16 protein-coding genes and 1 other RNA gene are annotated in these 18,036 nt (G+C 70.0%); 13 read left to right on the top strand and 4 right to left on the bottom strand.

What is annotated here, in order from left to right; genetic code table 11:
* Window positions 1–59: 59 nt before the first annotated feature.
* Window positions 60–441, bottom strand: a transfer-messenger RNA (tmRNA) gene (gene ssrA, locus MMSR116_RS09490).
* Between ssrA and MMSR116_RS09495 the strand changes: the two genes are divergently transcribed.
* The 7 genes from MMSR116_RS09495 (at window position 433) to MMSR116_RS09525 (ending at window position 7,284) form a co-directional block, all read left to right on the top strand.
* Window positions 433–1,290 carry a CPBP family intramembrane glutamic endopeptidase gene (locus MMSR116_RS09495; RefSeq protein ID WP_010684895.1) on the top strand — a complete coding sequence of 286 codons (858 nt, stop codon included), beginning with the start codon at window positions 433–435 and terminating at the stop codon, window positions 1,288–1,290. The two genes, ssrA and MMSR116_RS09495, sit on opposite strands and share 9 nt — an antisense overlap.
* 76 nt (window positions 1,291–1,366) lie before the next feature.
* The gene (locus MMSR116_RS09500) at window positions 1,367–2,161 is read left to right on the top strand and encodes a thymidylate synthase (RefSeq protein WP_010684896.1); all 795 of its coding nucleotides are present in this window, start codon (window positions 1,367–1,369) and stop codon (window positions 2,159–2,161) included.
* Entirely contained in the window at window positions 2,158–2,649 is a 492-nt protein-coding gene (locus tag MMSR116_RS09505; protein WP_010684897.1) for a dihydrofolate reductase, read from the top strand. The genes MMSR116_RS09500 and MMSR116_RS09505 overlap by 4 nt, the downstream gene beginning before the upstream one ends.
* 300 nt (window positions 2,650–2,949) lie before the next feature.
* Entirely contained in the window at window positions 2,950–4,134 is a 1,185-nt protein-coding gene (hflK, locus tag MMSR116_RS09510) for an FtsH protease activity modulator HflK (RefSeq protein WP_010684898.1), read from the top strand.
* Complete coding sequence (gene hflC, locus MMSR116_RS09515; protein WP_010684899.1) at window positions 4,131–5,099, top strand: protease modulator HflC; 969 nt, start codon at window positions 4,131–4,133, stop codon at window positions 5,097–5,099. Before hflK ends, hflC begins: the two co-directional genes overlap by 4 nt.
* Before the next feature lie 115 nt (window positions 5,100–5,214).
* Window positions 5,215–6,768 carry a DegQ family serine endoprotease gene (locus tag MMSR116_RS09520; protein WP_010684900.1) on the top strand — a complete coding sequence of 518 codons (1,554 nt, stop codon included), beginning with the start codon at window positions 5,215–5,217 and terminating at the stop codon, window positions 6,766–6,768.
* A 141-nt stretch (window positions 6,769–6,909) separates the two neighbouring features.
* The gene (locus MMSR116_RS09525; protein ID WP_010684901.1) at window positions 6,910–7,284 is read left to right on the top strand and encodes a hypothetical protein; all 375 of its coding nucleotides are present in this window, start codon (window positions 6,910–6,912) and stop codon (window positions 7,282–7,284) included.
* 4 nt (window positions 7,285–7,288) lie between these two features.
* Here the strand turns inward: MMSR116_RS09525 and serB are convergent, their stop codons facing one another.
* Complete coding sequence (gene serB / locus MMSR116_RS09530) at window positions 7,289–8,182, bottom strand: phosphoserine phosphatase SerB (protein WP_010684902.1); 894 nt, start codon at window positions 8,180–8,182, stop codon at window positions 7,289–7,291.
* A gap of 14 nt (window positions 8,183–8,196) precedes the next feature.
* On the opposite strand from serB, the gene miaA reads away from it, so the two are divergent.
* Window positions 8,197–9,111 carry a tRNA (adenosine(37)-N6)-dimethylallyltransferase MiaA gene (miaA, locus tag MMSR116_RS09535; protein ID WP_010684903.1) on the top strand — a complete coding sequence of 305 codons (915 nt, stop codon included), beginning with the start codon at window positions 8,197–8,199 and terminating at the stop codon, window positions 9,109–9,111.
* A gap of 262 nt (window positions 9,112–9,373) precedes the next feature.
* On the opposite strand, the gene MMSR116_RS09540 is transcribed toward miaA, so the two are convergent.
* The gene (locus MMSR116_RS09540) at window positions 9,374–10,243 is read right to left on the bottom strand and encodes an NAD(P)-dependent oxidoreductase (protein ID WP_010684904.1); all 870 of its coding nucleotides are present in this window, start codon (window positions 10,241–10,243) and stop codon (window positions 9,374–9,376) included.
* A 288-nt stretch (window positions 10,244–10,531) separates the two neighbouring features.
* Between MMSR116_RS09540 and MMSR116_RS09545 the strand changes: the two genes are divergently transcribed.
* The 5 genes from MMSR116_RS09545 (at window position 10,532) to MMSR116_RS09565 (ending at window position 17,207) form a co-directional block, all read left to right on the top strand.
* A complete protein-coding gene (locus tag MMSR116_RS09545; protein WP_039893784.1) occupies window positions 10,532–12,592 on the top strand; it encodes a carbon starvation CstA family protein in 2,061 nt (686 codons plus the stop codon).
* 5 nt (window positions 12,593–12,597) lie between these two features.
* Entirely contained in the window at window positions 12,598–12,819 is a 222-nt protein-coding gene (locus MMSR116_RS09550) for a YbdD/YjiX family protein (protein ID WP_010684906.1), read from the top strand.
* Window positions 12,820–12,893: 74 nt separating this feature from the next.
* Complete coding sequence (locus tag MMSR116_RS09555) at window positions 12,894–13,094, top strand: DUF3606 domain-containing protein (RefSeq protein ID WP_010684907.1); 201 nt, start codon at window positions 12,894–12,896, stop codon at window positions 13,092–13,094.
* 84 nt (window positions 13,095–13,178) lie between these two features.
* A complete protein-coding gene (locus tag MMSR116_RS09560; protein ID WP_010684908.1) occupies window positions 13,179–13,613 on the top strand; it encodes a tellurite resistance TerB family protein in 435 nt (144 codons plus the stop codon).
* A 321-nt stretch (window positions 13,614–13,934) separates the two neighbouring features.
* On the top strand, window positions 13,935–17,207 hold the full coding sequence (locus MMSR116_RS09565) for an efflux RND transporter permease subunit (protein WP_010684909.1): 3,273 nt from the start codon (window positions 13,935–13,937) through the stop codon (window positions 17,205–17,207).
* A gap of 235 nt (window positions 17,208–17,442) precedes the next feature.
* Here MMSR116_RS09565 and cynS read toward each other — a convergent pair whose 3' ends face one another.
* A complete protein-coding gene (gene cynS / locus MMSR116_RS09570) occupies window positions 17,443–17,931 on the bottom strand; it encodes a cyanase (protein WP_010684910.1) in 489 nt (162 codons plus the stop codon).
* Between the last annotated feature and the right edge of the window lie 105 nt (window positions 17,932–18,036).

Here is an 18,036-nt window from a genome sequence, read left to right on the forward strand (position 1 = left end):
CGCGCTCTTGCCCCGGACTGCCCGGCGCCCCGCCGCGGATGGCCGGACCGAGAGATTCACGTAGAGGCTTCTGTTGCCAGGTGCCTCCGAACCCCGCCTATGCGGTGCTACCCGCTAGGACTTCAGGTCGGTATTGGGGACCGCTTACGCGGCCACCGCTACCGGAGCAAAGTTGTCGTTGGCAACTATTGCAAAGGCCCGATAACGGCGGAACCATGCCGAGCGAAAGCTCAACCTTTACGCCCTCGTCGATCCTATTTCGCCCCCGCCGAAGCCCAGGCCGGTGTCACGCGCCTTGCGGCAGCATGTCCTGGGCTCAGGTGGAGGCGCCGGGTACCGCCCCCGGGTCCGATAGGTTTATTGCGAAGAACGTTTATCGCCATAGCCGGCCTCGCGACCGGCTCCCGAGATATAGAGGGGATCGGTCCGGTTTTGAAGCCCGATCGTGTCGCGCCGCTGTCTCATTTGGAGCCTCCGGGCGAGGCTGTTGCCGGAAGCGCGCAGCCGCGCCTCGACGCGCCGCCGGATCCGGGGCGGCTCGACCGCATCTGGTCGGCGACCTGGCGTCTCGGCGCCCTGGTCGCCCTCGTCATCCTCTATCTCGGTGCGGCGAGCCTGCTCTCGCTCGCCAGTGTGCGCGTCGGGTTCGACCTGTGGAACGGGATCGACCCGTTCCTGCCCCCGGAGCGGCGGCCCTTCCTCGGCGCGGTGGAGCTCGCCCACCGCGCCTTCGCGGTCGACGCCCTGCGGCAGGTCTTCCTCGCCCTGCTGGTGCTCGGCGGCGCGTGGTGGCGCGATCGGGCGGGCTGGCGCCGCCGCCTCGCCCTGGACCGGGAGCGCCCCAACGGGATGCGGCCCGTCGCGCTGCTCGTCCTGCTCCTCGTCTGGCCGGTGCTGCACATCGCCTGGGTGACCGGCACGGCCGAGCTGTTCGGGGCCAGCTTCGGACAGCACGTGCGGCTGTCGCCGTTCATGAGCCAGGCCGCGGTGGCCGCGTGGCTCGCCTATCTGGCGATCCTGGCACCGGTGGCCGAGGAGTTGCTGCTGCGCGGCGAGTCCTTCGCCCGTGCCCAGGCCGCGGTCGGTCCCGTGGGGGCGATCCTGGTCACGGCGATCGTCTTCGCGGCCGCCCACATCTCGTCCTGGGGATTGGCCCGGCCGGTCTCGCTTCTGCCGCTCGCCCTCGCGCTCGGCTGGCTGCGATGGCGCACCGGCCGCCTCTGGCCCTGCATCGCCCTGCATGGCTGGTCGAACCTCGCCCTCGTGAGCTACCTTCTGTGGCCGGCTTGAAGGCATGGGGTGACGGCGGTGGACAGATGTCGGCGGCGCGCTTGCCGGCCGGCGCGCCGACGCGCAGGAATGGCCGATGGACGCTTATCAGGACCTGCTCCGGCGCATCCTCGACGAGGGCGTGGCCAAGGACGACCGCACCGGCACCGGGACGCTCTCGGTCTTCGGCCACCAGATGCGCTTCGACCTGTCGGCGGGCTTCCCCCTCGTCACCACGAAGCGGCTGCACCTGCGCTCGATCATCCACGAGCTCCTCTGGTTCCTGGCCGGCGACACCAACGTGGCCGCGCTGCGGGCGAACGGCGTGACGATCTGGGACGAGTGGGCCGACGCGAACGGCGATCTCGGCCCGGTCTACGGCAAGCAATGGCGCTCCTGGGAGAAGCCCGGCGGCGGCACCGTCGACCAGATCGCCGGTGTGCTGGACGAGATCCGGCGCAACCCCGATTCCCGCCGGCTGATCGTCTCCGCCTGGAACCCGGCCGACCTCGACCGGATGGCGCTCGCCCCCTGCCACTGCCTGTTCCAGTTCTACGTGAGCGAGGGGCGGCTCTCCTGCCAGCTCTACCAGCGCTCGGCGGACGTCTTCCTCGGGGTGCCGTTCAATATCGCGAGCTACGCGCTCCTGACCCACATGATCGCGCAGGTGGCCGGCCTCGGGGTGGGGGACTTCGTCCACACCTTCGGCGACGCGCATCTCTACCGGAACCACCTGGAGCAGACCCGCACCCTCCTGACCCGGGAGCCGCGCCCCCTGCCGCGACTGCGGCTCAACCCGGCGGTGCGGGACCTGTTCGCCTTCCGGTACGAGGACTTCGCCGTCGAGGGCTACGACCCGCACCCGGCCATCGCGGCCCCGGTCGCGGTATGAGGCCGCGCGTCTCCCTGGTCGTGGCCGTCGCCCGCAACGGCGTCATCGGCCGCGACAACGGCCTCGCCTGGCACCTCTCCAGCGACCTGAAGCGGTTCAAGGCGCTCACCATGGGCAAGCCGATGCTGATGGGCCGGCGCACCTGGGACTCGATCGGCCGGCCGCTGCCGGGACGGCGGTCGCTGGTGCTCACCCGCGACCGCGGCTTCCGGGCCGAGGGGGCGGAGGTCGTCCACGGCTGGGACGACGCGCTGGCGGCCGCGTCCGGAGAGGAACTGATGGTGGTGGGCGGCGCCGAGATCTACGCCCTCGCGCTCCCCGAGGCCGACCGCCTCCATCTCACCGAGGTCGCGGCCGACCCGGAGGGCGACGTGCGATTCCCGGATTTCGACCGCGCCCGGTTCCGCGAGACCTTCCGCGAGGCGCACCCGGCCGGTCCCCGCGACGAGCACGCCTTCGCGTTCGTCGACTGGGAGCGCGTCCGCTGAGGCGCGCCGCCGCATTTGCGTTCCGCGTCCCGCGTGCCCACCTGCCAGCCTTGACAGCACGGGGCATGCGCCCGCAGGTGCCAGTGAGGGCGCGCTCGGGCCGGGTGCCGGTCGGGCAGGAAGATGCGCGCGCGCAGGCTCTTAGGCCGTCGATCGGGCCGGACCGCGTCGCGGTCTGCCGGCGGACGGGACTAGGCGGGCGAGCGTGGCCGTTCAGGCAAGGGGCGCGCATCGGCGCGCGCATCGGGGCGCCGTCCGGGATACAGGCCGGGCGCGGACAGGCGGGAGACGACGGCTAGGATGCCTTGGAGCAATCAGAGCGGCGGCGGGGGCCCGTGGGGGCGGCCCGGCGGCAACGGCGGCGGTCCCTGGGGCGGTGGCGGCGGCGGCGGCAAGACGCCGCCGAACCTCGAGGACCTGCTCCGGCGCGGACAGGACCGTCTGCGCAACCTGATTCCGGGCGGCGGCGGCGGGAATGGCGGCTACGGCGGCGGCGGCTCGACGGGTGTCGGCGGCGGCCGCAGCGCGGCGGTGATCGCGGCGCTCGCCGTGGCGATCTGGCTCGCCACCGGCTTCTACACCGTCTACCCGCGCCAGGTCGGAATCGAGACGATCTTCGGCCGCTACGTCGGCACGAAGGGCGAGGGCCTGCGCTACAACTTCCCCTATCCGATCGGCGGCGTGGTCAAGCCGGATGTCGGCTCCCAGAACTCGATCCAGATCGGCTTCCGCGCCGGTCCCGGCGGGCAGGGCCGCAACCGCGACGTCCCGGACGAGAGCCTGATGCTCACCGGCGACGAGAACATCGTCGACTTGGACTTCGAGGTGCAGTGGCGGGTCAACCCGCTCAAGGCCTCCGACTTCGTGTTCAACCTCCAGAACCCGGAGGGCACCATCAAGGCGATCTCCGAGAGCGCGATGCGCGAGGTGATCGGCCGCCGCAACATCCAGGCGATCCTCACCAACGAGCAGTCGAGCATCGCCCAGGAGGTCAAGGAGATGGTCCAGAAGGCGCTGGACGAGTACGGCGCCGGCGTGCGCATCGAGGTGGTCCAGCTCGTCTCGGTGAACCCGCCGCCGGAGGTGCGCCCCGCCTTCATCGACGTGAACGCCGCCCAGCAGGACGCCGACACGGCGCAGAACGAGGCCAAGACCTACGCGAGCCGCGAGGTGCCGCAGGCCCGCGGTAAGGCGTCACAGATCGTCCAGCAGGCCGAGGCCTACCGGACCAAGGCGACCGCCGACGCCACCGGCCAGGCGGCCCGATTCAGCGAGGTCTACGCCTCCTACAAGGCCGCCCCGGCCGTCAGCCGCGAGCGGATCTTCCTGGAGACGATGGAGAAGGTTCTGGGCTCCGTGAACAAGGTGATCATCGACCAGAACGGGGCGCAGCCCGGGACGGCGAGCGCGGCCGGCGTGCTGCCGGTTCTGCCGCTCTCCGAATTCGGCGCCCGCGCCCAGAGCCAGACGGGAGCCGCCCGATGAAACAGGCGCTCCGCACAGGCCTGATCGCCATCGCGGCGATCGTGGCGATCGGCCTCTACGCCTCGATCTTCACCGTCGGCCAGATGCAGCAGGCGCTGGTCCTGCAGTTCGGCCGCGTCCGCGCCGTGCTCAACGCCACCGGCGAGGACAAGCCCGGCCTCTACTTCAAGGTCCCGTTCGTCGAGAACGTCGTGATCTTCGACAAGCGGGTCCTCGACCTCGACCTGCCGGTGCAGACGGTGCTCACCGCCGACCGGCAGAACCTGGAGGTGGACGCCTTCGCCCGCTACCGGATCCTCGATCCGCTGCGGTTCTATCAGGCGGTGGGCAATATCGGGCTGGCCAACCAGCGGCTCGCGAGCTTCACCAATTCGAGCCTGCGCAACGTGCTGGCCCGCTCGACCCGCGACGCCATCGTGAAGACCGATCGCGGCCAGCTGATGCACCAGATCCAGGAGGACGTGAACCGGCAGGCCAAGGCGCTCGGCATCGAGATCGTCGACCTGCGCATGACCCGCGTCGATCTGCCCGCGCAGAACTCGGCCGCGGTCTACAAGCGGATGAAGACCGAGCGCGAGCGCGAGGCCGCCGACATCCGCGCCAACGGCGACCAGATCGCCGCCACGATCCGCGCCAAGGCGGATCGCGAGGTCACGGTCATCCTCGCCGAGGCGACGCAGAAATCCGAGCAGCTGCGCGGTCAGGGCGACGCCGACAAGAACCGCATCCTCGCGGAGGCGTTCGGCAAGGATGCGGACTTCTTCAGCTTCTACCGGTCGATGCAGGCCTACGAGGTGGGGCTGAAGGGATCCGACACGCGTCTGGTGATCAGCCCGAGTTCGGACTTCTTCCGGTACTTCAGCGACCCGCAGGGCCGGGCGGCGGCGTCTGCCGCCCCCCGCGCCCCGCGCGGGCCCGCCGATCCGAGCGCGACCACGGGGTCGACGACCGGGGCGGCGCGCTGACCGGCCGCGTGTTGGCGGAGCGGCGCTCGAGGACTACCTTGCGCGACAAGAAGCGGGCCCCGATCTCGGGTCGCGGGCCCGCAAACCTGGAAACGCGTTCTTGAAGAGGTCGACCATGCACCCCGTCGCGAGCGCCCACGGGGCGCCCTTCGGCCGCGCCAAGGCGCAGCCCCGCTCCCGCGCCCGCACCCTGATGGCGTCGATCCTGATCGGCGCCTCGGTGGCGACGGCGGCCCTCCCGGTCCCGGCTTTCGCCAAGGGACCGGCCTCGCTCGCCGACCTCGCCGAGCAGGTCACCGACGCGGTGGTGAACATCTCGGCCTCCACCACGGTCGAGGCGCGCAGCAACCGCGCCGGACCGCAGGTGCCGCCCGGCACGCCGTTCGAGGACCTGTTCGAGGAATTCTTCAACCGGCGCGGCGGCCGCGGTGGCGGTGGCGGTGGCGGGGAGCGGGGCGACAACGACACGCCGCGTCAGCAGCGCAAGTCCAACTCCCTGGGCTCCGGCTTCATCATCGACGCGTCCGGGATCGTGGTGACCAACAACCACGTCATCGGCGACGCCAACGACATCCAGGTGATCCTGCACGACGGCACGAAGCTGAAGGCCGAGATCGTCGGCAAGGATTCGAAGATCGACCTCGCGGTGCTGCGGGTGAAGCCCACGGCCGAGCGGCCCCTCAAGGCCGTGCCGTTCGGCGATTCCGACAAGATGCGGCCGGGCGACTGGGTCATCGCCATCGGCAACCCGTTCGGCCTCGGCGGCTCGGTCTCGGCCGGCATCGTCTCGGCCCGGGGCCGGAACATCGAGTCCGGACCCTACGACAACTACATCCAGACCGACGCGGCCATCAACAAGGGCAATTCGGGCGGTCCGCTGTTCAACATGGACGGCGAGGTGATCGGCATCAACACCGCCATCCTGTCGCCGACCGGCGGCTCGGTGGGCATCGGCTTCGCGGTGCCGTCGGGTACGGCCAAGCCCGTGATCGACCAGCTCCGCGACTTCGGCGAGGTCCGCCGCGGCTGGCTCGGCGTGCGCATCCAGAACGTCGACGACGCCACCGCGGAGGCCCTCAACCTCAAGGGCGGGCCGCGGGGCGCGCTGGTGGCCGGCGTCGACGAGAAGGGGCCGGCCAAGACCGCCGGGATCGAGGTCGGCGACGTGATCCTGAAGTTCAACGGCGCACCGGTGAAGGCCTCAGGCGACCTGCCGCGGATCGTGGCCTCGACGCCGGTGGGCCAGAAGGTCGACGTGGTGGTCATGCGCAAGGGCGAGGAGGTGACGAAGCCCGTCACCCTCGGCCGCCTGGAGGACGGCGACAAGCCGCAGCTCGCCAATCTGCGCCAGCCGGAACCCGAGAGCGCGACCCGTCAGGCGCTCGGCCTCAACCTCTCCGGCATCACCGACGAGCTGCGCAAGAAGTACTCCATCAAGGACACCGTGAAGGGGGTGGTCGTCACCCGGGTCGATCCGAACTCGACGGCGGCCGACAAGCGGATCCAGCCCGGCGAGGTGATCGTCGAGGTCGGCCAGGAGGCGGTGAGCAGCCCGGCCGACGTGACCAAGCGCGTCGACGCCCTGAAGAAGGACGGACGCAAGTCGGTTCTGCTGCTGGTGGCCAGCGCGACGGGCGACGTGCGCTTCGTGGCCATCGGGCTCGACTGAGCGGCATCATCCGCAACGTCGAAGGCCGCCGCTCCTCGCGGAGCGGCGGCCCTCGTGCATTCGGAGAGCTCGCATTGACGGGGCGCCGTGGGGCGGCACACTGGTGCTGCGAGTCGGTGCGGCTCGGACGATCCTGGACCCATGACGGCCGTTGCGTTCGACACCCTGAAGTTCGCCCGCGCGCTGCGGGAGAAGGCCAAGCTGTCGCCGGAGCAGGCCGAGGGCTTGGCCGACGCGCTGGTCGATGTCTTCGACGGAAACCTCGCCACGAAGGCCGACATTCGTGAGGTGCAAGCGGATATTCGGCTTGTCCGCGGCGAACTGGAGACCTTGAAGGTCCAGACTCATGCCGACATCGAGGCGCTGCGGCTCACGACCAAGGCTGACATCGAGACCGTGAAGGGCGCGATCGCCGCCGCGAAGGTCGAGACGGTGCGCTGGCTCGTCGGCGCGATCGGCTTTCAGACGCTCGCCGTGCTCGGCGCCGTGGTGGCCCTGACCCGGACCATCCACTGAGCGCTCACCCCACGAACTCCGCCGCCGCATAGCCCTGGAGGTACAGGAGCGCGGTGAGGTCCCCGTGCTCGACGCGGACCTGCGCCGCGGCCGCGACCGCGGGCTTCGCCCGGAACGCCACGCCGAGGCCCGCCTCCTGCAGCATGTCGAGGTCGTTGGCGCCGTCGCCCACCGCCAGCGTGTCCGGGGGTCCGAGCCCCAGCGTTCCGCGCAGCTCGATCAGGGCCGCGCGCTTCTCCGCCTTGCCGACGATCGGGTCCTCCACGACGCCGGTGAGCCGCCCGTCCGCCACGCCCAGCACGTTGGACCGGTGCTCCTGGAAGCCGATCGTCGCGGCGATCGGGCCGGTGAACAGGGTGAAGCCGCCCGAGACCAGGCAGGTTCGGGCGCCGTGCGCCCGCATCGTCTGGACGAGCGTGCGGCCGCCCGGCGTCAGCGTGAGGCGCTCGGCGATCAGCCCGTCGACCGCCTCCACGGGAATGTCCTTCAGGAGCGCGACGCGCTCGCGGAGCGCCGGCTCGAAGGCGATCTCGCCGCGCATCGCCCGCTCGGTGATCGCCGCCACGTGGTCCTTGAGGCCGAGCGTCCCGGCGAGCTCGTCGATGCATTCCTGCTCGATCATGGTGGAATCCATGTCGGCCAGGAACAGGCGCTTGCGCCGGTGCGCGTCGGCGGGGAGGACGGCAAGGTCGATCGGCTCGCCGGCCAGCGCGGTCCGCAGCCGCTCCGTGAGGGAGGCCGCCGCGGCAGCCTCGCCCGGGACGAGAACCTCGGCGGCGATCTCCCCGTGCAGGATCCGCGGCTGGTGCTCCGTCCGCAGCACGGCGCGGGTCTCGGCCAGCACCGCGTCGGTGATGGACGGCCGATCCGAGTTTGCTATCAGGACCGCGACCAGCATCGTGGAGGTTCGCCTTGCCAGACCGAGAGGCCGGGGGGCGCCCGGCGGCGATCCTCATCGCAGGGCCCACCGCGTCGGGCAAGTCGGCGCTCGCCGCCCGGCTGGCGGAGCGCCACGGCGGCGTGGTGGTCAACACCGATTCCATGCAGGTCTATGCCGATCTGCGCCGACTCACCGCCCGGCCCGAGCCGGACGAGGAGGCGCGGGTGCCCCACCGGCTCTACGGCCATGTCGACGGTGGCGTGAACTACTCCGTGGGGCACTTCTCGCGGGACGCGGCGGCGCTGCTCGCGACGCTCGACGGTCACCTGCCGGTCTTCGTGGGCGGGACAGGCTTGTATTTCCGGGCCCTGGAGCAGGGTTTTTCTGAGCTGCCGCCGGTGCCGGACGCCGTGCGGGCGCAGGTGCGGGCGGAGGCCGAGGGGCGCCCGACCGAGGCGCTGCACGCCGCGCTCGCCCGGCACGATCCCGAAGGCGCGGCGCGGCTCCGTCCGAGCGACCGGATGCGGGTGATGCGCGCCCTGGAGGTTTTCTCCGCCACCGGCCGCCCGATCGCGAGCTTCTTCGGCGACCCGGTGCCGGGTCCGCTCGCCGGATGGAAGCTCCAAAAAATCTTCCTCGCGCCCGACCGCGCGGTGCTGCGCGCCCGGATCGACGCCCGTTTTCGGGCGATGATCGCGGAGGGCGCGCTGGACGAGGTCGCCCGCCTGCGGTCGCGAAAACTCGATCCGATGCTGCCGGTGATGCGGGCCCACGGCGTGCCGGGCCTGATCGCCCATCTCGACGGGGCGATCAGCCTCGAAGAGGCGATCATGCGGGGGCAGGCGGATACGCGCGCCTACGCCAAGCGCCAGTTCACGTGGTTCCGCCACCAGATGGGGGAGGGGTGGTGGTGGATGGATCCCGAGGGGGCGGAGGTCGAGCTGTGAGGCTTCCGCGGGAGCCCTCCCCCCCTCTGCGGGGGAGGGTGGCCCCTGCGTAAGCAGAGGTCGGGCCGGGACGCAGTCCCGCAAGGGGGGGAACCCGGGGTCGGGAAAGGGCAGGCCTTCACGCGGCGCGACGCTACGTTCTGCACCGTCGCTCCCCCCGCGGGACTTCGTCCCGACCTCCTTCGGGGGCCACCCTCTCCCCCAGAGGGGAGAGGGAGCGCGCGGAGCTGCCTCCGTCTCTTCCTGACCGCGAAAAGAGCCTTCAGCGCTCCAGCCGCGCGACCAGGCTCGACGTGTCCCAGCGGTTGCCGCCCATGGCCTGCACCTCGGCGTAGAACTGATCGACCAGCGCCGAGACCGGCAGCTTGGCGCCGTTGCGGCGGGCCTCGTCCAGCAGGATGCCGAGATCCTTGCGCATCCAGTCGACCGCGAAGCCGAAGTCGAACTGGCCCTGGTTCATGGTCTTGCCGCGGTTCTCCATCTGCCAGGAACCGGCCGCGCCCTTGGAGATCACGTCGAGCACCGCCTCGACGTCGAGGCCGGCCCGCTTGGCGAAGTGGACGCCCTCCGACAGGCCCTGGACGAGGCCCGCGATGCAGATCTGGTTGACCATCTTGGTGAGCTGGCCGGCCCCCGCCGGACCCATCAGCCGGCAGGCCCGCGCGAAGGACCCGATCGCCGCCTCGACCTTGGCGTAGGTCGCCGCGTCGCCGCCGCACATGACGGTGAGCACGCCGTTCTCGGCGCCGGCCTGACCGCCGGAGACCGGGGCGTCGATGAAGCCGAGCCCCTTGGCCTCGGCCGCCGCGGCGAGCTCCCGGGCGACCTCGGCCGAGGCCGTGGTGTGGTCGACGAACACCGCGCCGGGCTTCATGCCGGCGAGCGCCCCGTCGTCGCCCAGCACGACGCTGCGCAGGTCGTCGTCGTTGCCCACGCAGGCGAACACGATCTCGGCGCCCTCGACGGCCTGCCGGGGCGTGGGCGCGAAGGCGCCGCCATAGGTCTTCACCCAGGCTTCCGCCTTGGGGGTCGTGCGGTTGTAGACGGTGACGTCGTGGCCACCCTTCTTGGCGAGGTGGCCGGCCATCGGGCCGCCCATCACGCCGAGACCCAGGAATGCGACCTTCGCCATGGTTGTCCGCTCCTCGCAGGGCCGGATCGCGCCGGCGCTCTTCCTTCGCTCACGGCAGGCGGGGACGGGACTCGGCCGCAGGCCCGCGACGCTGGGCGGGGCCGTGCCGGAGACCCGATGTGACAGATTGGGCGTCGTGCCGCCGCCAGAGCTGCATCACAGCTCGGATCGCTTGCGTCAACGTCGGACGAAGAGGATAAACCGCCCGTGTAGCCCGGGACCCGCGAGTCCCAGCCGGAGGCCCCCGTGGCCCTCGCGCGCGAGGCGTTCGGTCAGGGAGGCGGAATGATGGGTACGGCGCTCGGCAGGCATGGGCCCTGGGCCCTCGTTGGCGCGCTCGGCGCCGCGGCGCTGGCGGTCGTGGCGACCCAGCGCGGCGAGACCATCAACGCCCTCTGGATCGTGGTCGCCGCGGTCTGCGTCTACCTGATCGCCTACCGCTACTATTCCAAGTTCATCGCCGACAAGGTGATGCAGCTCGACCCGAAGCGCGCGACGCCTGCGGTGCGCCACAATGACGGGCTCGACTACGTGCCCACCAACCGGGGCGTCCTGTTCGGCCACCACTTCGCGGCGATCGCGGGCGCGGGCCCGCTGGTCGGCCCGGTGCTGGCCGCCCAGATGGGTTATCTGCCCGGCATGCTCTGGATCCTGGCCGGCGTGGTCCTCGCCGGCGCCGTGCAGGACTTCATGGTCCTGTTCGTGTCCATGCGCCGGGACGGGCGCTCGCTCGGCGAGCTGATCCGGGCCGAGCTCGGCACCGTGCCGGGCATCATCGCCCTGTTCGGCACCTTCCTGATCATGGTGATCCTACTCGCCGTGCTGGCGCTGATCGTCGTCAAGGCGCTCGCCGAGAGCCCCTGGGGCACCTTCACGGTGATGTCGACGATCCCGATCGCCATGCTGATGGGCGTCTATTCCCGCTACATCCGCCCCGGCAAGATCGGCGAGGTCTCGATCCTCGGCTTCGTCCTGCTGATGCTGGCGATCATGGCCGGCGGCTCGGTGGCGGCGAGCCCGGTCTGGGGCCCGGCCTTCACCTTCACGGGCCCGCAGCTCTGCTGGATGCTGATCGGCTACGGCTTCGTCGCCTCGATCCTGCCGGTCTGGCTGCTGCTGGCCCCGCGCGACTACCTGTCGACCTTCCTCAAGATCGGCACCATCGTCGGGCTGGCGCTCGGCATCGCCTTCGTCGCCCCGCACATGCAGATGCCGGCGATCACCAAGTTCGTGGACGGCACCGGCCCGGTCTGGGCCGGCAGCCTGTTCCCGTTCCTGTTCATCACCATCGCGTGCGGCTCGGTCTCGGGTTTCCACGCCCTGATCTCGTCGGGCACCACCCCGAAGCTGATCGCCAGCGAGTCCGACGCGCGCTTCATCGGCTACGGCGGCATGCTGATGGAATCCTTCGTGGCGATCATGGCGCTGGTCTCGGCCTGCGTGATCGACCCCGGCGTTTACTTCACCATGAACTCGCCCGCGGCCCTCATCGGCACCACGCCCGAGACCGCGGCCGCGGCCGTGACCAAGCTCGGCTTCGCTACGACGCCGGAGGTGATCAGCCAGACCGCCGCCGACGTCGGCGAACACACGATCATCTCCCGCGCCGGCGGCGCGCCGACGCTCGCGGTGGGCATGGCCCACATCATCTCGTCGGCCATCGGCGGCAAGGCGATGATGGCCTTCTGGTACCACTTCGCGATCCTGTTCGAGGCGTTGTTCATCCTCACGGCGGTGGATGCGGGCACCCGTGCCTGCCGGTTCATGGTGCAGGATCTCGTCGCCTTGGCGATCCCGTCGTTCAAGAACACTACGTCGTGGGGGCCGAGCATCGCGGCGACCGCCATCTCGGTGGGGGCCTGGGGCTACTTCCTGTACCAGGGCGTGACCGACCCGCTGGGCGGCATCAACACCCTGTGGCCGCTCTTCGGCATCTCGAACCAGATGCTGGCCGCGGTGGCGCTGACGCTGTGCACGGTGGTGATCTTCAAGATGAAGCGCGAGCGCTACGCGTTCGTGACCATCATCCCGACCGCGTGGCTGTGCCTGTGTACCCTCACGGCCGGCTGGCAGAAGATCTTCTCCGCCGATCCGAAGATCGGGTTCCTGGCCCATGCCGAGCGCTACGCGGCCGCCGCCGCGGAGGGCAAGATCCTGGCCCCGGCCAAGAACGCCGACCAGATAAGCCAGATCATCCTCAACGACCGGATCGACGCGGTGCTGGCGGCGCTGTTCATCGGCCTCGTCGTCGCCATCGCGGGCTTCGGCATCGCCGCCTGCCTGAAGGCGTGGCGCGCCGATCGCTGGACCGCGCTGGAGACCGAGCCCCGCATGGTCGCGGCGGAGTAGGGCGCATGCAGCAGCAGCCGAACCTGCGGGACCGCCTCCGGACGCTGTCCAAATGCGTCTGCGACGGCGCCCGGCTGATGGTGGGCCAGGGGGACTACGCGGCCTATGCCGAGCACATCCGCCGCACCCATCCCGACCGGGCGCCGATGACCGAGGTGGAGTTTTTTCGCAATCGCGAGAACGCCCGCTTCGGGGTGGGGAACACCTCGGGCTTCCGCTGCTGCTGAGGGGACCCGATCTGCCCCGAACGGCGTTCTCCCCGCCGGAGGGCCGCCCGGCCCTCGCCAGACGCGGAGGGCCGATGGCCGAAGACAGCGTGCAGGATCCCCCTGAACCCAGGGCCGTCAACATCGCCCATGCCTGGGAGCGCGCCTATTGGGCGCGCCGCTTCATGGTGCCGGTGGAACAGGTGGAGGCCGCGGTGGTGGCGGTGGGGGACGAACCGGCCCGCGTGGCGGCCCATCTCGGGCGGGACTGGCCCGGCCACGAGCCGGCCACGTGAAGCCGACATCCCAGGCTTAAGCTCGGCCGCATCTTGACTCGGCCGCCACAATATCCGCCATCTCCGACCTGACAGGAGGTGGGCATGAGCATTTTCCAGGACGCCATCCTTCGCTTCGGCCGCACGATCATGTCGTATGCGGGCGACGCGGTCTTCCTGCAGGCCGCGGTCTCGTCGGCCGCCAACGTCATCGTCGCGGACGGGGATGTGGGCGAGGAGGAGATCGAGTCGGCGATCAGCGGCATCCGCGCCAACCCGATCCTCGAGAAGTCCTACGACACGCTGCGCGTCGAGCAGGAACTCTACGAAGCCATCGCCCGGGCCAAGACCCGCGCCGGGCGGCTGGAGAACCTGCGCCAGGTCGGTGCCATCGCGGAGCGGCCGATCGAGCAGCGCCAGGACGTGTTCCTGATCGGCGCCGACGTGGCCGACATCGACGGCATCAGCGAGGTCGAGCACAAGGCGCTCGACGAGATCGCGGGCGCGCTGCAGGTCGATAAGACGGCGTTGCTGCGCTGATCCGGGAGGCGCGGCGTCCCAGGGCCGAGACGCGTTCCAGCCGCGCCTCGTCCTGAGGTGCTCGCATCAGCGGGCCTCGAAGGAACCCTCCACAGCCGGTTGCGCGATCCCTGCAGGTCTCCTGCGAGGCCTGCGCTGCGCTCCGGCACCTCACGCTGAGGGCGAGGTTGGGATCGATCCGTTCGGTGGGAGACACGCCGCCCTGCGGCGACGCGGCCCGCCTCTTGCCTGCCCGGACGTGATAGCGAAACAGTCCGGGTGTAGCGGCTCGCCGGTACACAACGCGGAGTTGCCGGCTCGCCGCCGGCCGGCGGAGACCGCATGGGCCTCGTCCTCTACGCGCTCAAGTTCCGGATCACGACCTACGTGCTCGCCGTGCTGATGATGCTCGGCGGCGTCGGCGCCATCATCGTCACGCCGAAGGACGTGCTGCCGGTCGTCGACATCCCGGTCGTCGTGGTGGTCTGGACCTATACCGGCCTGTCCGCGCCGGAGATGGAACAGCGCGTCACGACCTATGCCGAGTACGGCATCTCCAACAACGTCAACAACATCCGCCGCATGGAGTCGACGACGCTCCAGGGCACGGCGGTCCAGCGGATCTACTTCGACCCCTCGGTCAGCCTCGATCTCGCCATCGCCCAGGTGGTCTCCTCCACCAACTCGATCCGCGCCGTGATGCCCCCCGGGACGCAGCCGCCGGTGATCGTGCGCTACTCGGCCTCCTCGGTGCCGGTGATCCAGCTCGCCCTGACCTCCGCCAAGCAGAGCCTCAACGAGGTCTACGACTACGCCCAGTACCGGATCCGCCAGACGCTCGCGCAGGTGCCGGGCTCGACCCTGCCGTCGCCCTTCGGCGGCGCGCCCCGGCAGATCATGGTCGATCTCGACCTCAACGCCCTGCAGGCGCTCGGCCTGACGCCGCTCGACGTCACCAACGCCATGACGGCCCAGAACCTGACGGTGCCGTCCGGCCTCGCCAAGATCGGCGAGCAGCAATACCCGGTCCAGCTCAACGCCACGCCGCCCTCGATCGAGACCCTCAACACCGCGCCCATCAAGGTGGTGGCCGGCCAGCCCGTGCTGGTGCGCGACGTGGCCTATGTCCGCGACGGTGGCCCGCCGCAGGTCAACGTGGTCAGCGCCGACGGCCAGCAGGCCGTGCTGATGCAGATCATCAAGAACGGCACCGCCTCGACGCTGAACGTCGTCAACAACGTCAAGGCGGCGATGCCGACGATCCGCGCGGCGGCGCCCGACGGGTTGTCGATCAAGCAGCTGTTCGACCAGTCGGTCTTCGTCTCGAACGCCATCGAGGGCGTGCTGCACGAGGCGCTGACCGCGGCGGCCCTGACGGGCCTCGCCATCCTGCTGTTCCTCGGCTCCTGGCGCTCGACGATCATCGTGCTGATCTCGATCCCGCTCTGCGTGATGACCTCGCTCGCTGTGCTGGCGGCGCTCGGCGAGACCATCAACGTGATGACGCTCGGCGGGCTGGCGCTCGCGGTCGGCATCCTGGTGGACGACGCCACGGTGGCGATCGAGAACACCTACCGGCTGTTCGAGGAGGGCGAGGAGTTCCGCGAGAGCGTGGTGCACGGCGCCGCCGGCATCGCCAAGCCCGCGCTGATCTCGACGCTGGCGATCTGCGCGGCCTTCACGGCGGTGTTCGCCCTGACCGACACGCCGAAGTATCTGTTCACCCCGCAGGCACTCGCGGTCGTGTTCGCGATGCTGACCTCCTACCTGCTGTCCCGGACCCTGGTTCCGCTGCTCATCGACGTGATCGTGGCGCCGGAATACCGGCAGAAGCACGCCAAGGATCGGAGTGAGCATGAGCCGCCGCGGCGGGGCCGGATCGCGCGCGCCGTCGGCCTGATCGGCGCCCCGGTGATGCGGCTCGCCGGCCGGATCCACGGCGCCTTCGAGCGCGGGTTCGCGCGGTTTCACAGGAGCTATGTCGGCCTGCTGCACGCGGTACTGCGCCACCGGATCGTCACCCTGGGGGTCGCCGGCTTCGTGCTCGGGATGACCGGCGTGCTGTTCACCTTCGTCGGGCAGGATTACTTCCCGCAGATCGAGGCGAGCCAGATGACCATGCATCTGCGCACCCGCACCGGCATGCGTATCGAGACCGCCCGGCAGGTCTTCGCCGAGGTCGAGGACACGGTCCGCGAGGTCATCCCGCCCGGCGAGGTCGACCAGATCCTCCAGAACCTCGGCCTGCCGTCGAACAACTACAATTTCGCGTTCTCGGACGGCTCGTTCGTCTCCTACAACGACGGGCAGATGCTCATCAGCCTCAAGGAGGGCCACGGCTCGGCGGCGGGCTACACCAAGCGGCTGCGCGCGGTGCTGATGAAGCGCTTCCCCGACATGGTCGTCTACTTCCAGCCCGCCGACATGATCACCCAGATCCTGAACTTCGGCGTCATCACGCCGATCGACGTGCAGGTCTCCGGGCGGCACAAGGAGAAGGACCTGGAGGTCGCCCAGCGCATCGTCCAGCGGCTGAAGCACACCAAGGGACTGGTGGACGTCCACCTGCAGCAGATCGTCAACGAGCCGCAATTCTACGTCGATGTCGACCGGCGCCTCGCCTCCGAACTCGGCCTGACCGAGCAGCAGGTGGCGCAGAACATGAACATCTCGCTCTCGGGCAGCTACCAGGTGACGCCCAACTTCTGGCCCGATCCGAAGACCGGCATCCCCTATCAGCTCTGGGTGCAGACGCCCGAGTACCGCAACAGCTCGCTGAACGACCTGCGCAACACGCCGATGTTCGTGCGCGCGGCCGCGACCTCCGGCTCCGGCCCCGGGGTGCTGACGCTTCTCTCCAGCCTCGCCGACCTGCGCCGGACGCCGACGCAGACCATGATCAGCCACGTCAACATCCAGCCGACCTTCGACATCTACGCCGCGGTGCAGGACCGGGATCTCGGATCCGTGGCGCGGGACATCGACGCCATCGTGCAGGACGAGCAGAAGAACCTGGAGGCGCCCGACAAGATCGCGGTGCGCGGTCAGATCGAGAACATGCGCTCGGCCTTCTTCCGGCTGGAGATCGGCCTCGGCATCGCGCTGATCGCCGTCTATCTGCTGATGGCGGTGAACTACCAGAGCTGGGGCGACCCGTTCGTGGTCATCGCCGCCCTGCCGATGGCGTTCTGCGGCATCACCTTCGCGCTGTTCGTGACCGGCACGACCTTCTCGATCCCGTCGATCTTCGGGGCGATCATGTCGGTGGGCATCGCCTCGGCGAACTCGATCCTGCTCGTGACCTTCGCCAAGGAGCACCGGGAGGAGACGGGCTGCGGCGCCCTGGAGGCGGCGATCACGGCGGGCGAGACCCGGCTGCGGCCGGTGCTGATGACCGCCTCGGCGATGTTTCTGGGGTTGATCCCGATGGCCTTGGGCACCGGCGAGGGGGGCGAGCAGAACGCCGCCCTCGCCCGCGCCGTGATGGGCGGCATCGCCTTCGCGACGCCGGCGACGCTGCTGCTGGTGCCGTTCCTCTACGTGCTGATGCGCGGCGGGACGGCGCAGCCGGTGCAGGATTACCTGGAGCCGGAGGGGCAGCCGGCGGCGGGGTAGGGCGATACGGCCTCCACCGCATCTCCCTTCCCCGCAGAGCTGATATTCACACTTCGTAGGCCGAGGCGCTCTCTCCTCCCCCTTGCGGGGAGGAGTTGGAGGTGGGGGTGGTGCAGAAGGCACCGGACCGCTCGATCCTGAACCACCCCCACCCCTGACCCCTCCCCGCAAGGGGAGGGGAAAAGCGCCCTGCTTCAATGGCGTTGGTGCCGAATGGAGAAGCCCTCCGGACCGCTCAGCCCTCCTTGAACCCGTATTCCGGCGTCTCATCGTCGTTGCCGTAATACTTGTACGGCAGGAACTTGCCCGACATGGTGAGCTTCACCCGGTCGCCCTTGTTGTTGGCCTCCCGGGCCATGTCCATGTTGAAGTCGATCGCCGACATGATGCCGTCGCCGAACTCCTCCTGGATCAGCTCCTTGAAGGTCGTGCCGTAGACCATCACCAGCTCGTAGAACCGGTAGATCAGCGGGTCGGTCGGCGGCATCGTGGGGATCGAGCCGCGGTAGGGCGGCTCGTTGAGCATCCGCTCCTCCGCCTCGGTCAGCCCGAACAGCTCGGCCGCGCGCTTCGCCTGTGCCTTCGGCAGCTTCATCTGGCCCATGCAGGCCGCCGTGATCAGGAACGGCGAGAGGCCGCCGATCGCCTCGTGGATGTGCTTCCAGCTCCAGCCCTTCTCGCGCTTGATGTCGAGCAGCTTCTCGGTGAGGTCCTCGCGCTTCATCGTTCTCTCCCTGCCTGATCACGGACGGGCATCAAGGCGCCCCGCCCGCGCCCCTCGGCAAGGCGTGTGCCAAGCGCGGCACTCCGACGGCGATCGGTGACGGGC

The organism is Methylobacterium mesophilicum SR1.6/6 (genome assembly GCF_000364445.2).
Classification (GTDB): domain Bacteria; phylum Pseudomonadota; class Alphaproteobacteria; order Rhizobiales; family Beijerinckiaceae; genus Methylobacterium; species Methylobacterium mesophilicum_A.

Coding starts and splice junctions, on each gene's coding strand:
- MMSR116_RS09500 (WP_010684896.1), top strand. CDS start 1,367: ATGGACGCTTATCAGGACCTGCTCCGGCGCATCCTCGACGAGGGCGTG.
- MMSR116_RS09505 (WP_010684897.1), top strand. CDS start 2,158: ATGAGGCCGCGCGTCTCCCTGGTCGTGGCCGTCGCCCGCAACGGCGTC.
- hflK (WP_010684898.1), top strand. CDS start 2,950: ATGCCTTGGAGCAATCAGAGCGGCGGCGGGGGCCCGTGGGGGCGGCCC.
- hflC (WP_010684899.1), top strand. CDS start 4,131: ATGAAACAGGCGCTCCGCACAGGCCTGATCGCCATCGCGGCGATCGTG.
- MMSR116_RS09520 (WP_010684900.1), top strand. CDS start 5,215: ATGCACCCCGTCGCGAGCGCCCACGGGGCGCCCTTCGGCCGCGCCAAG.
- MMSR116_RS09525 (WP_010684901.1), top strand. CDS start 6,910: ATGACGGCCGTTGCGTTCGACACCCTGAAGTTCGCCCGCGCGCTGCGG.
- serB (WP_010684902.1), bottom strand. CDS start 8,182: ATGCTGGTCGCGGTCCTGATAGCAAACTCGGATCGGCCGTCCATCACC.
- MMSR116_RS09540 (WP_010684904.1), bottom strand. CDS start 10,243: ATGGCGAAGGTCGCATTCCTGGGTCTCGGCGTGATGGGCGGCCCGATG.
- MMSR116_RS09545 (WP_039893784.1), top strand. CDS start 10,532: ATGGGTACGGCGCTCGGCAGGCATGGGCCCTGGGCCCTCGTTGGCGCG.
- MMSR116_RS09550 (WP_010684906.1), top strand. CDS start 12,598: ATGCAGCAGCAGCCGAACCTGCGGGACCGCCTCCGGACGCTGTCCAAA.
- MMSR116_RS09555 (WP_010684907.1), top strand. CDS start 12,894: ATGGCCGAAGACAGCGTGCAGGATCCCCCTGAACCCAGGGCCGTCAAC.
- MMSR116_RS09560 (WP_010684908.1), top strand. CDS start 13,179: ATGAGCATTTTCCAGGACGCCATCCTTCGCTTCGGCCGCACGATCATG.
- MMSR116_RS09565 (WP_010684909.1), top strand. CDS start 13,935: ATGGGCCTCGTCCTCTACGCGCTCAAGTTCCGGATCACGACCTACGTG.
- cynS (WP_010684910.1), bottom strand. CDS start 17,931: ATGAAGCGCGAGGACCTCACCGAGAAGCTGCTCGACATCAAGCGCGAG.